The organism is Mycolicibacterium austroafricanum (genome assembly GCF_000612725.1).
GTDB classification, from domain to species: domain Bacteria; phylum Actinomycetota; class Actinomycetes; order Mycobacteriales; family Mycobacteriaceae; genus Mycobacterium; species Mycobacterium austroafricanum.
Genome location: NZ_HG964459.1, coordinates 91,313 through 104,534 on the forward strand (window position 1 = coordinate 91,313; position 13,222 = coordinate 104,534).

Consider the following 13,222-nt stretch of genomic DNA (forward strand, 5'->3'; position numbering starts at 1 on the left):
CGTGCCTGACACCGACTGGACCAGCCGCGTGCCCGACCGGCCGGGTGATCCGAACACGGCTCCCGACCCTGGGCGCGGCCGCCGTCTCGGTGTCGACGTCGGCACCGTCCGCATCGGGGTGGCCGTCAGTGATCCGGACGCGATCCTGGCGACACCGGTCGAGACGGTTCCCCGTGACAAGCGTGGGACGAAGCATGTGCGGCGGCTGGCTGCGCTGGTCGACGAATACCAGGTGGTCGAAGTGGTGGTCGGCCTGCCCCGGACTTTGGCCGATCGCGCCGGTTCGTCGGCGCAGGACGCCACAGAGGTCGCGGAGGTGTTGGCCGGCCGCATCGCCCCGGTGCCGGTGCGGCTGGCAGATGAGCGGTTCACCACGGTGACCGCGCAGCGTGCATTACGGGAGGCGGGAGTACGTGCCCGCGGCCAACGATCGGTGATCGACCAGGCCGCGGCGGTGGGGATCCTTCAGAACTGGCTGGACCAGCGGCGGGCGGCGCTGCCCGCACACGGAGAGGTCTTGGATGACTGACGATTGGCAGACTGACCGTGCCGAGCCGCTTGCGGTCGGGCCGCCCCGGCGGCGCTTGACACGGCGGGAGCGCGCCCGGGAGGAGCGCTACCGGCGCAGGCGCAAGACCGCCCTCGTCGTCACGCTGTCGATGCTCGTCGTGGTCGTCCTCGTCGCGGTGTTCCTCGGGTCCAAGATGTGGCATTCGCTCTTCGGCGGCCCCGGCGACGACTTCGCCGGTGCGGGCGTCAACGACGTCGTGATCCAGGTCCACGACGGCGACTCCACCACCGCGATCGGCCAGACTCTGCACGACAACAACGTGGTCGCCAACGTCAAGGTCTTCGTCGAGGCGGCCGACGGGAACGCGGCCATCTCGGCCATCCAGCCGGGGTTCTACAAGGTGCGCACCGAGATACCGGCAGCCGATGCGGTGGACCGGCTCGCCGACCCGGGTAACAGGGTCGGCAAGCTCGTCATCCCCGAAGGCCGTCAGCTCGACGACGTGCGTGACGTCAAGACCAATGCCGTCACCGAGGGCATCCTGACCCTGATCTCCAAGGCGTCCTGCGTGGACCTCGACGGCGACCGCCACTGCGTGTCCGCAGACGATCTGAGGAACACCGCAGCCGGCGCCGATCCGGCCGAGCTCGGCGTTCCCCAGTGGGCGACTGAGCCCGTCGAGGCGCTCGGGTCGGACCTGCGCAGGCTGGAAGGTCTGATCGCGCCGGGCTCGTGGAACATCGATCCGTCGGCCCAACCGCAGGACATCCTGTCGACGCTGATCTCGGCCAGCGCGACATTGTACGAACAGAATGGTCTGCTCGACGCGGCTGCGGCAGTGAACATGTCGCCGTATCAGATCCTCACGGTCGCGTCGCTGGTCCAGCGCGAAGCCACGCCGGAGGACTTCTCGAAGGTGGCCCGGGTGATCTACAACCGGCTTGCCGAGCGGCGCACGCTGGAGTTCGACTCCACGGTGAACTACCCGCTGGACCGCATCGAAGTCGCCACCACCGACGGCGATCGCGCCCAGCTGACGCCATGGAACACCTATGTGCGGCCGGGACTTCCGGCCACGCCGATCTGCTCTCCCAGTCAGGCCGCGCTGGTGGCCGCCGAGAACCCGGAGCCGGGGGACTGGCTGTACTTCGTGACGGTCGACATGCAGGGCACGACGCTGTTCACCCGTGAGTACGAGCAGCACCTGGCCAACATCGAGGTGGCGCAGCGCAACGGTGTCCTCGACTCGGCGCGGTGATGAGCGCTTGCGCGAAGAACATGCGGCGGTGATGAGCGCTGGACCTCGCCGGGCGGCCGTCCTGGGTTCTCCCATCGCTCATTCGCGGTCCCCCCAGCTGCATCTGGCGGCCTACCGGGCGCTCGGTCTGACGGACTGGACCTACGAGCGCATCGAGTGCACCGGCGAGCAACTGCCCGGTGTGGTGGCCGGGTTCGGTCCCGAATGGGTTGGGGTGTCGGTGACGATGCCGGGGAAGTTCGCGGCGCTGCGCGTCGCCGACGAGGCCACGGACCGGGCGCGGATGGTCGGGTCGGCGAACACGTTGGTGCGCAGCTCGGCTGGTTGGCGTGCGGACAACACCGACATCGACGGGGTCGTCGGCGCGCTTTCCGGTGTGCAGGTGACCGATCGGGCGATGGTGATCGGTTCGGGCGGCACCGCGCCCGCGGTCGTGGTCGGCCTCGTGACGCTGGGCGCCAGGTTCGTCACGGTGGCGGCACGCCATGCCGACAAGGCGTCCGCACTTGTGGAGCTGGCGGTGCGGTGCGGTGCCCGGGCCGGCTGGGTCGATCTCCAGCACGGTCGGTTGGCCGAGGAGGTGGCCGGCGTCGAGGTGGTGGTCAACACCGTCCCCGCCGATGCCGTCGCCCCGCACGCGGCCGCGCTGGCGGGCACGCCGGTGCTGCTCGACGCGATCTACGACCCGTGGCCGACCCCGCTGGCGGCGGCCGTGCAGGCGGCGGGCGGTCAGGTGATCAGTGGTCTGGAGATGCTGCTGAACCAGGCCTTCACCCAGGTCGAGCAGTTCACCGGGCTGCCCGCGCCCAAAGAGGCGATGAGGGCGGCGCTGGAATCGGCATAGCCTTGTCTGGTGGGACGGGCGGGGGCCGCGGTGGCCGTGATCGGTGTATCGGGTTGGCTGATCGCGTTGTGCGCGTTCGACATTCGACAGCGTCGCCTTCCGAACATGCTGACCGTGCCCGGCGCCGCGGTCATCCTGGCGGTCGCGGCGCTGGCCGGGCACGGCCGCCCGGCCGCGCTCGGTGCCGCCGCGCTGTTCACGGTGTACGCGACGGTGCACCTGCTCGCGCCTGCCGCGATGGGCGCCGGGGATGTGAAGCTCGCGATCGGACTGGGCGCACTGACCGGTGTCTTCGGTGTCGACGCATGGGTTCTGGCCGCGGTCGGGGCGTCGGTGCTGACGGGTGTGCTGGCGTTGTGCCTGCGCATGGCCGGCGCGGGGGCGACCGTGCCGCACGGACCGTCGATGTGCCTGTCGACCGCCGCGGTGCTGGCCCTGGCCTTACCTACCCAGGGTGTGTAGCGGGGCGCCGCCCACCGTGCCGGGGCCGCCGGGGTCGATCGAATCCTCGGCGGTTTTCGGGACTGAGGGTCCGTCGTGGGAAGATGGGTCGCGTGTTGCGATGGACTACTGCAGGTGAATCCCATGGCCGGGCGCTGGTGGCCATGGTCGAGGGCATGGTCGCCGGCGTCCATGTGACCACACAGGACATTTCGGCGCAGCTGGCTCGCCGGCGTCTCGGTTACGGCCGCGGCGCGCGGATGAAATTCGAGCAGGACCAGGTCACGATGCTCACCGGGTTGCGCCATGGGGTCACCCTCGGCGGTCCCATCGCGATCGAGATCGGGAACACCGAGTGGCCGAAGTGGGAGACCGTGATGGCTCCCGATCCGGTCGATCCCGCCGTGCTGGCCGACAGCGCCGCCCGCAATGCGCCGCTGACCAGGCCGCGACCGGGCCACGCCGACTACGCGGGCATGCTCAAGTACGGCTTCGACGACGCCCGCCCTGTCCTGGAACGCGCCAGCGCCCGCGAAACCGCGGCCAGGGTGGCGGCCGGGACCGTTGCCCGCGCGTTCCTGCAGCAGGCACTCGGAGTGGAGATCGTCTCCCATGTCATCTCGATCGGGGCGTCGAAGCCCTACGACGGCCCGCCGCCGCAGGCCGCCGACCTGACCGCAATCGACGCCAGCCCGGTGCGTGCCTTCGACGCGGCCAGTGAGGCGCTGATGATCGACGAGATCGAGGCCGCCAAACGCGACGGCGACACCCTCGGCGGTGTCGTCGAGGTGGTGGCGCACGGGCTTCCGGTCGGGCTGGGGTCGTTCACCAGCGGTGACAACCGGCTCGACAGCCAGCTCGCCGGCGCGGTGATGGGCATCCAGGCCATCAAGGGTGTCGAGATCGGCGACGGTTTCGAGACCGCGCGACGGCGGGGCAGCGTCGCTCACGACGAGATCTATCCCGGAGCCGACGGGGTGATGCGCTCCACCAACCGGGCCGGCGGCCTGGAAGGCGGTATGACCAACGGGCTGCCCGTGCGCGTGCGTGCGGCGATGAAGCCGATCTCCACCGTGCCGCGGGCGCTGGCCACCGTGGACATGGCGACCGGCGAGGAAGCCGTCGCGATCCACCAGCGCTCCGACGTGTGCGCGGTGCCCGCCGCGGCCGTCGTCGTCGAGACGATGGTGGCGCTCGTACTCGCCCGCGCCGTACTGGAGAAGTTCGGCGGCGACTCGCTGGCCGAAACCCGGGCCAACATCGACAGTTACCTGCGCGCCGTCGCGACCCGTGAGCCGTCCACCGATGGTGCAAGGGCATCGGGCTGATGGCCCCCAGAGCGGTTCTGGTCGGGTTGCCCGGGTCGGGCAAATCCACGATCGGACGCCGGCTTGCCAAGACACTGCAGTTGCCCCTGCTCGACACCGACGTGGCGATCGAGAAGGCGACCGGCCGCACCATCGCCGACATCTTCGCCACCGACGGCGAGGCCGAGTTCCGTCGCATCGAGGAGAGCGTGATCCGTGACGCGCTGGCCACCCATGACGGGGTGCTCTCGTTGGGGGGCGGTGCGGTGACCACCGAAGGAGTGCGCGAGGCGCTCTGCGGTCACACCGTGATCTATCTGGAGATCAGCGCCGCCGAGGGGGTGCGCCGTACCGGAGGTTCCACCGTCCGTCCGCTGCTGGCCGGCCCCGACCGCAACGAGAAGTTCAAAGCGCTGATGGCAGAAAGGGTTCCGCTGTACCGGCAGGTCGCCACGATGCGGATCAACACCAACCACCGCAACCCGGGCGCGGTGGTGCGACACATCGTCGCCCGGTTGGAGAACCCCGAAGTCAAGCCGGAGCGACGACGTCGACGGCCGGTGTGGCGCCGTGCGCCACTGTCGCTGACGGCATCGCCTTCCACGGAGGCGCCGCCGAGCCCCGCCGCGGTCGCGGCCAGAAAGAGCACGGGGTCGCCGTGCGCGCGAAAGGACATGCAGTGACGCAGCCGGTGACGGTAGAGGTACGCACCGATCCTCCGTACCCGGTGATCATCGGCACCGGTCTGCTCGACGATCTCGCACGTGTCCTCGACGGTCGACACAAGGTCGCGATCCTGCATCAACCCACCCTGACCCAGACGGCTGAGGTGATCCGGAATCGTCTGGCGGACAAGGGTATCGATGCGCACCGCATCGAGATCCCGGACGCCGAAGGCGGCAAGGAACTGCCCGTCGTCGGCTTCATCTGGGAGGTTCTCGGCCGCATCGGCCTCGGCCGCAAGGATGCGATCGTCAGCCTGGGCGGGGGAGCGGCCACCGACGTGGCAGGGTTCGCCGCTGCCACCTGGCTGCGCGGCGTCGACATCGTGCACGTCCCGACGACGCTCCTGGGCATGGTCGACGCCGCGGTGGGCGGCAAGACCGGCATCAACACCGACGCGGGCAAGAACCTCGTCGGCGCCTTCCATCAGCCGGCCGCGGTGCTGATCGACCTCGCGACGCTGGAATCGTTGCCGCGCAACGAGATCGTGGCGGGCATGGCCGAAATCGTGAAGGCCGGCTTCATCGCCGATCCGGTGATTCTCGACATGATCGAGGCGGACCCGCAGGCGGCGCTCGACCCGACCGGCCAGGTGCTGCCGGAGCTGATCCGGCGGGCCGTGGTGGTCAAGGCCGAGGTCGTCGCCGCCGACGAGAAAGAATCGCAGCTGCGCGAGATCCTCAACTACGGCCACACGCTGGCGCATGCGATCGAACGCCGCGAGCGCTACCAGTGGCGGCACGGGGCCGCGGTGTCGGTGGGGCTGGTGTTCGCCGCCGAACTGGGCCGGCTGGCCGGGCGCCTCGACGACGCCACCGCCGAGCGGCACCGCGCGATCCTGATCTCCCTGGGGCTTCCGGTCACCTACGACGCCGATGCGCTGCCCCAACTGATGGAGGCGATGCTCGGCGACAAGAAGACCCGCGCCGGTGTGCTGCGGTTCGTGGTGCTCGACGGGCTCGGCAAGCCCGGGCGGCTGGAAGGTCCGGACCCGTCGCTGTTGGCCGCCGCCTACGCCGAGGTCGCGCGCAGCTAACGGCTTCGCAAGCGGACCCTTCGAACGTCGGTGCTGGCCACCGAATGGCAGATCGCGGTCGCCACGAAGACCGGCACGACGAAGGACAGGACCACCACCACGCCGACGACGCCCAGGCCGGGTTCTGTCATCCACTCCCTGGGGAGGCGGGGGGCGCTCAACGCCAGCCACCCCGCGGCGACCGCCAGCCCGATCAGGCCGATCGTCGCAACCTTGATCGAGCGCAGGGCCAACCGGGTCTCTTCTGCGGTGGTCGCCAGCGACCGCCGCAGCTCGCGGGTGCGGACGTAGACGAACCGGAACTCGACGAGGACCGCGAGGGCGGCAGCCGCCGTGATCAGGGCCAACAGCCCGGTGCTCGGCGACCGGTCGTACATGAAACGCAGGTAGTCGACGGTGGTCTCGGACAGGATCAAGGTGGACGCCATCGCCGCGGCGAAGGTGAGCCAGCCACCGAGATCGGCCAGGAAGCTGTAGGCGGCGACGTCGTCCACGTCCGCGGAGCCGGCGCGGCTGACGGCGTGGGCGGCCAGCATCCAGCCGAGGCCGCCGAACAATGCCGTGGTGCCCGCGGCGAGCATGCCCGTCGACAGGGCCGTCTGGGTCCAGCTGATCGCGCAGACCGCGTCGCGATCGGCTCCGTCGGGCGCCCGGTTACCAGAGATCAGGCTGAACAGGAAGCTGCCCAGCATCAGGATGAGCACCGCCGACGAGAACAGCGCGAGGATGTGCACGGCTTCGCGGCTGTTGCGGTCGAACAGCAGCGCGATCGCGGTGATCAGGAATCCGCCCAGGACCCCCGCGAGCTGCGAGTGGGTGGACGCCGCGGTGAGCGGACTCCAGGTGTCGGACGTGCAGAGCTCGTCCGGGGTCACTGAAGAACGTCAGTTGTCGCTGTCGCGCTTGTCGACCGGGCGCGTGCTGTCGTCCTCGGCGAGCGCCACCGGCGAGGTCTGCTGCTCGGGCTCGGCGCCCGTGGGGTAGGTCTCGTAGCCGCTGTCGTCGCGTACCGCGGCGAACACGTCGGTGTCGGCGCGGTCGTCGTCGCCCTCGCGGCGCCTGGGCTGCTCCGGGGTCTTGCGGTCGACGAGCCAGTGCCCGAGTGCCACCCCGATGATCGCGGCGATGAACACCAGCAGCGCGGTGAACGCAGCGAACGTCGTCAGCTCGTTGATCAGGCCCTCGACGTACAGGTTCTTGTAGAAGATGCCGATGAACCAGGCCACCGCACCGCTGACCACGCCGGCGAACAGGCCGGCCAGCAGCCAGGCCATCGCGAGGTCTTGCCGTCGGTCCGGATCCGGGTTGTCGCGGGCGTCAGCACGGCCGTCGACGTAGCCCCACACCAGCGCCACTATCGCGTACGCCACGACCAGGATGACGCTGATCAGACCAGCCTTGGTTTCCCACGCGTTGATCAACGCGCCCTGCAACAGTCGAACGATGACCATCAGGGCCGCGAACACCAGTCCGCGCAGCAACCACTTACTCATGGGGCCTCACCTTAGCGAGTAGCGTCAGCGGCTGTGACGATTTCTCAGCGCCGGGACCGGCTGCGCCAACGGCTGGCGGACGCCGAACTCGATGCGATGCTGGTATCCGACCTGGTCAACGTGCGTTACCTGTCCGGATTCACCGGCTCCAACGCAGCCCTTCTCATCCTCGCCGAGGACGAAACGCCGGTGCTTGCCACCGACGGGCGCTACCGCACCCAGGCCGCGCACCAGGCGCCGGACGCCGAGGTCGTCATCGAGCGGGCGTGCGGGCCCCGACTGGCGGCCCGGGCCGCCGCGGCCGGGATCCGCAGGCTGGGGTTCGAGAGCCACGTCGTCACCGTCGACGCATTCACCGCACTGACCAAGGCAGTAGGAGAGGCGTGTGAGTTCGTCCGTGCGGCCGGCACCGTCGAGGGGCTGCGGGAAGTCAAGGACGCCGGAGAGATCGCGTTGCTGCGGCTGGCCTGCGAAGCCGCCGACGCCGCGCTGCGCGATCTGGTGGATCAGGGTGGTCTGCGCGCCGGCCGCACCGAGAAGGAGGTCCGCAACGAGCTGGAGTCGCTGATGCTGGCCCACGGTGCAGACGGCGCGTCGTTCGAGACGATTGTGGCGACCGGCGCGAATTCGGCGATCCCGCACCATCGGCCGACCGACGCGGTGCTTGCCGCAGGCGACTTCGTCAAGATCGATTTCGGTGCGCTCGTGGCCGGCTACCACTCCGACATGACGCGCACGTTCGTGCTTGCGCCGATCGCGGACTGGCAACGCGACATCTATGACCTCGTCGCGACCGCGCAGCGCGCCGGCACGGACGCGCTGGAACCCGGGGTGGCCCTCAAGGACGTCGACGCGGCATCGCGGCAGGTCATCGTCGAGGCCGGGTACGGCGAGAACTTCGGCCACGGCCTCGGTCACGGGGTGGGACTGCAGATCCACGAAGCGCCGGGAATCAATGCCGCTGCCGCCGGTACACTGCTTGCTGGCTCCGTGGTAACCGTGGAGCCCGGCGTCTACCTGCCCGACCGCGGCGGTGTCCGCATCGAGGACACGCTCGTGGTCAACAAGCGCCCCGAACTACTCACCAGGTTCCCCAAAGAGCTGGTGATCATCTAGAAAGCTAGGAGTACAACCGCGTGGCATCGACCGCCGACTTCAAGAACGGGCTCGTCCTTCAGATCGACGGCCAGCTGTGGCAGATCGTCGAGTTCCAGCACGTCAAGCCCGGCAAGGGCCCGGCGTTCGTCCGGACCAAGCTGAAGAACGTGGTGTCCGGCAAGGTTGTCGACAAGACCTACAACGCCGGGGTGAAGGTGGAGACCGCGACGGTGGACCGCCGGGACGCGACCTACCTGTACCGCGACGGCTCGGACTTCGTGTTCATGGATTCCGAGGATTACGAGCAGCATCCGTTGCCCGAGGCTCTGGTCGGACGCGCGGCGGACTTCCTGTTGGAGAGCATGCCCGTGCAGATCGCGTTCCACGACGGCTCCCCGCTGTATCTCGAACTTCCCGTCACCGTCGAGCTGGTGGTCGCCTCCACCGAGCCGGGCCTGCAGGGCGACCGGTCCAGTGCCGGCACCAAGCCGGCGACGCTGGAGACCGGCGCCGAGATCCAGGTGCCGCTGTTCATCAACACCGGTGACAAGCTCAAGGTGGATTCGCGCGACGGCAGCTACCTGGGAAGGGTCAATGCCTGACCGGGGCGAGCGGAGCGCAGCGGAGCGACGGGGTGAGTGACCGGAAGGGTGACCGGGGCCGTCACCAGGCCCGGAAACGCGCCGTTGACCTCCTGTTCGAGGCCGAAGCGCGCGGCATCACCGCCGCGGAAGTGGCGGAAGCGCGAAATGCGTTGGCGGAAAAGCGGACTGACGACATCGCCACCCTCAACCCGTACACCGTGACCGTGGCCCAGGGTGTTACGGCCCACGCCGCGCACATCGACGATCTGATCTCGGCGCACCTGCAAGGCTGGACCTTGGACCGGCTGCCCGCCGTGGACCGCGCCATTTTGCGGGTAGCGGTGTGGGAGTTGCTGCACGCCGAGGATGTGCCGGAGCCGGTGGCCGTCGACGAGGCGGTGGAGTTGGCCAAGCAGCTGTCCACCGACGACTCGCCGGGATTCGTCAACGGCGTGCTCGGCCAGGTGATGTTGGTGACCCCGCAGATCCGCGCCGCCGCGGCGGCGATGCAGGGCGGCCACAACGGCGGTAGCGGAACGTAGATGGGCGCGCCGCAGGACTGGGCTCCGTACTCCAGCGTGGAGGATGCGGCGCGCGTGTACCTGCGCGACCCTGATCTGGCATTGGACCAGATCCGGTCCGTTGTGGAGCCTTCGGCGATCAGGTCTTTCGTGATGTCCCGCGGCTTCACCGAGGAGTCGTGGGGTGAGGCGCTCTGGCAGGAGGTGCTCGTCACCGACGGCCACCGGCTGATCATGTGGCGCGCCGACGACGACATGTCGACATCGGATGGTGGCGCCGACCGGCGCCGGATCCTGATGGCGTCGGTACGGTCGATTCTGTTGTCCACCATCACTGATCAGGTGCTGTCCACCGAATACGACGTCCTCGAGGACGGGACCCGGCGACTGGCGGAAGTTAAGCTGCGGCTGTACACGCAGCTGGTCACGCGAGCACGTCAGAAGTCGGTCACCGAGACCGACATCTACTGCGAGTCGTTCCGATTCGTGAAGTCCGTCGACAACGGCGGGTTGGCGCAGATGCAGCGCCTACTGCAGTTCGGTCGGGTGCTGTCGCAATCTCTGTAGGCCGCCGCGCCTGAACTAAATGTGAACAACCTTCCAGGGCGCCGCCGACCGGGCGGACAGTGGTCGCGTGACAATTTCCTCACCTCCGGCGATGCGCCGACCGCACTGGTCGTTGGCGAGGACGTGGCTGCTGCAACCGGGCCTACCGGGTTTCCCGGAGGCGACGACCGGCGCCGCCGATGTCGTCGTTCTCGACCTCGAGGACGGACTGCCGACTGCAGAGAAGGCCGCCGGGCGCGCTGCCGTCACGGAATGGCTGCTGGACGGCCATCGTGCGTGGGTGCGGATCAGCGCCGCAGCGACGTCGGACTGGGCCGCCGACCTTGACGCCTTGCGGCCGGCGTCCGGATTGGACGGCGTGATGCTCGCCAAGACCGAGTCGGCCGACGAACTCTCGGACACTGCGGCCCGGTTACCCGCCGGGGTGCCGCTGGTCGGGCTGATCGAGTCCGCCCTCGGCATGGAATCGGCGCTGGAGATCGCGCGCCGTTGTTCGCGAATCGCGTTCGGTCTTGGCGACTTCCGAAGTGACACCGGGATGTCCGACGATCCGACGGTGTTGGCGTACCCGCGTGCCCGGTTGGTGATCGCCAGCCGGGCGGCCGGGCTGCCCGCACCGATCGACGGGCCCACGCTGTGTGACCGGGTGCGACACCTCGTCCGTGACACCGAGGTCGCCAAGGCCGCCGGGATGACCGGCCGGCTCTGTCTGGACGCCGGCCACGCGAAGACCATCAATGCGGTGCTCAGTCCGTCGGCGTCGGAGATCGACGAGGCCCGGATCACCCTCGCGCGGCTCGACGCTCCGACCGGTCCGTACGACGGCAGCGTCGGACCCACACGTGCGCGCGCCGCGGCCGTACTGGATCTCGCCGCGAAACTCGGTGTCACGTAGCGACTCACGCCGTCAGGCGGCGTCGAAGTTGACGACGGCGGTTCCTCAGGCGGCGTCGAAGGTGACGAGGTCGATGCTGAGTCGGCCTTCGAGCAGGCTGAGTCTGCGCCTTACGGGTGGTCCGGGCAGGGGTGGTGCGGTGGAGCGATACACCGCCCCGGTCGGGGTTTCGAAGTCGGCGGTGTGTGCGCCGTCGACGTCGCCGGTGGTGACCGTCCAGCCCGGGGCTTCCTTGGCGTAGTTGCACGCCTCGCACTCACCCAGGCCGTTGAGGGCGCTGGTCGGCCCGCCCTGGCGGTCGGGGGTGGCGTGATCATGGTGACGGATCGGCGCATCACAGTAGGGGGTGTCAGATGGTCTGTGTAAGTCCTGACGGAAGGATCTCAGGACATGGTGACAGGCAAGGACGAGGATTTGCAGCTGGGTGAGGTGGTTTCCACCGTGGAGATGGCCGAGGCGCTTCGGGCTTCGGGTGCGGTGGACGATTTGCTGGCTCAGATCGATTCCGGCGAGGTGGCGCTGACCGGTGAGGGTGGCCTGCTGCCCGGGCTGATCAAGCTCGCTCTCGAGCGGGGCCTGGCCGCGGAGTTGACCGATCATCTGGGTTATGAGAAGGGCGACCCGGCTGGTCGGGCGCTGCCCAATGCCCGCAACGGCAGCTCAGCCAAGACGGTGCAGACCGAGGCCGGCCCGGTCCCGTTGGATGTCCCGCGTGATCGTGACGGCTCGTTCACGCCGCGGCTGGTGCCCAAGGGGCAGCGCCGCATCGGCGGGCTCGACGACATGATCATCTCGCTGTATGCCGGTGGAATGACGTTGCGCGACATCCAATTTCACCTTGATTCCACGATCGGAACCGACGTTTCGCATGAGACGATCTCCAAGATCGTCGACGAGATCTCCGAGGAGGTGTTGGTCTGGCAGCGCCGGCCGCTGGACCCGATCTACCCGGTGATCTACCTCGACGCGATCGTGGTCAAGGTCAAAGACGGCGGCCACACCCGCAACAAGGCCGCTCACATCGCCGTGGGCGTCGATATGGCCGGAATCAAGCACGTCCTGGGCATCTGGGTCCAGCAGAACGAAGGAGCGGCGTTTTGGGCCTCGGTGTGTGCCGACCTGTCCAACCGCGGTATCCGCGACGTGCTGATCGTGTGCTGCGATGGGCTCACCGGCTTCCCCGAAGCGATCGCAGCGACCTGGTCGCAAGCAGCGGTTCAGACCTGTGTGGTGCACCTGATTCGCAACGCGTTGCGGTTCGTGTCCTACAGCGACCGCAAGACGGTGGCTGCAGCACTGAAACCGATCTACACCGCACCCAACGCCGAGGCCGCCCGCGCCGAGCTCGACGCGTTCACCGCATCGGAACTGGGTAAGAAAAATCCCACGGTGACACGGGTTTTCGAGCGGGCATGGGAGCAGTTCATTCCGTTCCTGGCGTTCCCGCCCGAGCTGCGCCGGGTGATCTACACCACGAACTCGATCGAATCGCTGAACTACCAGCTGCGAAAGGTCACCAAGACCCGCGGCCAGTTCCCCAACGACGCCGCCGCGGTGAAACTGCTCTGGCTGGCCATCTGCAACATCGAGGACAAACGCGCCGCTGAACGCGCCAAAGAACGCAAACAGAAACGTTGCCGAACAGCCCCCGGACGACTTGTGGAAGGACAGGTCGTCACCAACTGGAAGAAAGCCCTCGAACAACTCGTTCTGGTCTACCCGGACCGCATCGAGCCGTATCTGTAACGACAACCACCAGGAAAATCACACAACCGACTTACACAAAAAACTTGACACGCTCTCACAGTACGGCGTCCGGCAGGTGCGATCCCGCCGCTGCAACAACATGCCCAGCCCTTTCGGGAAAATCCGCGCCCGCGACTCCATCGCCACCAACTGCCCACTCGTTGGGTGCCGGTACAGCCGCCGCAGCGTGGCCTTGAC

15 protein-coding genes and 2 pseudogenes are annotated in these 13,222 nt (G+C 68.4%); 13 read left to right on the plus strand and 4 right to left on the minus strand.

Annotated elements, in window-relative coordinates:
- Nucleotide 1 precedes the first annotated feature (1 nt).
- The 7 genes from ruvX (at nt 2) to aroB (ending at nt 6,120) form a co-directional block, all read left to right on the plus strand.
- Nucleotides 2-529 carry a Holliday junction resolvase RuvX gene (gene ruvX / locus BN976_RS28090; protein ID WP_011779858.1) on the plus strand — a complete coding sequence of 176 codons (528 nt, stop codon included), beginning with the start codon at nt 2-4 and terminating at the stop codon, nt 527-529.
- The gene (locus BN976_RS28095) at nt 522-1,769 is read left to right on the plus strand and encodes an endolytic transglycosylase MltG (protein WP_011779859.1); all 1,248 of its coding nucleotides are present in this window, start codon (nt 522-524) and stop codon (nt 1,767-1,769) included. Before ruvX ends, BN976_RS28095 begins: the two co-directional genes overlap by 8 nt.
- 31 nt (nt 1,770-1,800) lie before the next feature.
- A complete protein-coding gene (locus BN976_RS28100; RefSeq protein WP_036376281.1) occupies nt 1,801-2,613 on the plus strand; it encodes a shikimate dehydrogenase in 813 nt (270 codons plus the stop codon).
- Between the two features lie 9 nt (nt 2,614-2,622).
- Nucleotides 2,623-3,075, plus strand: coding sequence for a prepilin peptidase (locus BN976_RS28105; RefSeq protein ID WP_011779861.1), 453 nt, complete (start codon nt 2,623-2,625; stop codon nt 3,073-3,075).
- A gap of 92 nt (nt 3,076-3,167) precedes the next feature.
- Nucleotides 3,168-4,382, plus strand: a complete 1,215-nt coding sequence (gene aroC, locus BN976_RS28110; RefSeq protein ID WP_036376286.1) for a chorismate synthase — start codon at nt 3,168-3,170, stop codon at nt 4,380-4,382.
- Nucleotides 4,382-5,044 carry a shikimate kinase gene (locus BN976_RS28115; RefSeq protein ID WP_011779863.1) on the plus strand — a complete coding sequence of 221 codons (663 nt, stop codon included), beginning with the start codon at nt 4,382-4,384 and terminating at the stop codon, nt 5,042-5,044. The genes aroC and BN976_RS28115 overlap by 1 nt, the downstream gene beginning before the upstream one ends.
- Nucleotides 5,041-6,120, plus strand: a complete 1,080-nt coding sequence (gene aroB / locus BN976_RS28120) for a 3-dehydroquinate synthase (protein WP_036376138.1) — start codon at nt 5,041-5,043, stop codon at nt 6,118-6,120. Before BN976_RS28115 ends, aroB begins: the two co-directional genes overlap by 4 nt.
- Here the strand turns inward: aroB and BN976_RS28125 are convergent.
- Both BN976_RS28125 and BN976_RS28130 read right to left on the minus strand, forming a co-directional pair.
- Nucleotides 6,117-6,995: a hypothetical protein gene (locus tag BN976_RS28125; protein WP_011779865.1), complete on the minus strand. Its 879-nt coding sequence runs from the start codon at nt 6,993-6,995 to the stop codon at nt 6,117-6,119. The genes aroB and BN976_RS28125 overlap by 4 nt on opposite strands.
- 9 nt (nt 6,996-7,004) lie before the next feature.
- Complete coding sequence (locus tag BN976_RS28130) at nt 7,005-7,613, minus strand: B-4DMT family transporter (RefSeq protein ID WP_011779866.1); 609 nt, start codon at nt 7,611-7,613, stop codon at nt 7,005-7,007.
- Nucleotides 7,614-7,646: 33 nt separating this feature from the next.
- Here BN976_RS28130 and BN976_RS28135 point away from each other — a divergent pair, with 33 nt between their 5' ends.
- The 5 genes from BN976_RS28135 to BN976_RS28155 all read left to right on the plus strand — a co-directional run bounded on the left by BN976_RS28135 (nt 7,647) and on the right by BN976_RS28155 (nt 11,278).
- Nucleotides 7,647-8,729 carry a M24 family metallopeptidase gene (locus tag BN976_RS28135; RefSeq protein ID WP_036376141.1) on the plus strand — a complete coding sequence of 361 codons (1,083 nt, stop codon included), beginning with the start codon at nt 7,647-7,649 and terminating at the stop codon, nt 8,727-8,729.
- 20 nt (nt 8,730-8,749) lie between these two features.
- Entirely contained in the window at nt 8,750-9,313 is a 564-nt protein-coding gene (gene efp / locus BN976_RS28140; protein WP_011779868.1) for an elongation factor P, read from the plus strand.
- Nucleotides 9,314-9,345: 32 nt separating this feature from the next.
- Complete coding sequence (nusB, locus tag BN976_RS28145; RefSeq protein WP_036376143.1) at nt 9,346-9,837, plus strand: transcription antitermination factor NusB; 492 nt, start codon at nt 9,346-9,348, stop codon at nt 9,835-9,837.
- Complete coding sequence (locus BN976_RS28150; RefSeq protein WP_011779870.1) at nt 9,838-10,383, plus strand: hypothetical protein; 546 nt, start codon at nt 9,838-9,840, stop codon at nt 10,381-10,383. It abuts the gene before it with no gap.
- Nucleotides 10,384-10,450: 67 nt separating this feature from the next.
- Entirely contained in the window at nt 10,451-11,278 is an 828-nt protein-coding gene (locus BN976_RS28155) for an HpcH/HpaI aldolase/citrate lyase family protein (RefSeq protein ID WP_235622153.1), read from the plus strand.
- Nucleotides 11,279-11,323: 45 nt separating this feature from the next.
- On the opposite strand, the pseudogene BN976_RS34525 reads toward BN976_RS28155, so the two are convergent.
- Nucleotides 11,324-11,626: pseudogene (locus tag BN976_RS34525) on the minus strand (HNH endonuclease); the annotation flags it as partial.
- Between the two features lie 42 nt (nt 11,627-11,668).
- On the opposite strand from BN976_RS34525, the gene BN976_RS28160 reads away from it, so the two are divergent.
- Nucleotides 11,669-13,024, plus strand: a complete 1,356-nt coding sequence (locus tag BN976_RS28160; RefSeq protein WP_036376147.1) for an IS256-like element ISMva4 family transposase — start codon at nt 11,669-11,671, stop codon at nt 13,022-13,024.
- A gap of 18 nt (nt 13,025-13,042) precedes the next feature.
- Here BN976_RS28160 and BN976_RS34210 read toward each other — a convergent pair.
- Nucleotides 13,043-13,222 (minus strand): annotated as a pseudogene (locus BN976_RS34210) (hypothetical protein); the annotation flags it as partial.

Bases quoted from the DNA above. Each gene is read 5' to 3' on its own strand.
- BN976_RS28095 (WP_011779859.1), top strand. From the start codon at position 522: ATGACTGACGATTGGCAGACTGACCGTGCCGAGCCGCTTGCGGTCGGG.
- BN976_RS28100 (WP_036376281.1), top strand. From the start codon at position 1,801: ATGAGCGCTGGACCTCGCCGGGCGGCCGTCCTGGGTTCTCCCATCGCT.
- BN976_RS28115 (WP_011779863.1), top strand. From the start codon at position 4,382: ATGGCCCCCAGAGCGGTTCTGGTCGGGTTGCCCGGGTCGGGCAAATCC.
- BN976_RS28130 (WP_011779866.1), bottom strand. From the start codon at position 7,613: ATGAGTAAGTGGTTGCTGCGCGGACTGGTGTTCGCGGCCCTGATGGTC.
- BN976_RS28150 (WP_011779870.1), top strand. From the start codon at position 9,838: ATGGGCGCGCCGCAGGACTGGGCTCCGTACTCCAGCGTGGAGGATGCG.
- BN976_RS28160 (WP_036376147.1), top strand. From the start codon at position 11,669: ATGGTGACAGGCAAGGACGAGGATTTGCAGCTGGGTGAGGTGGTTTCC.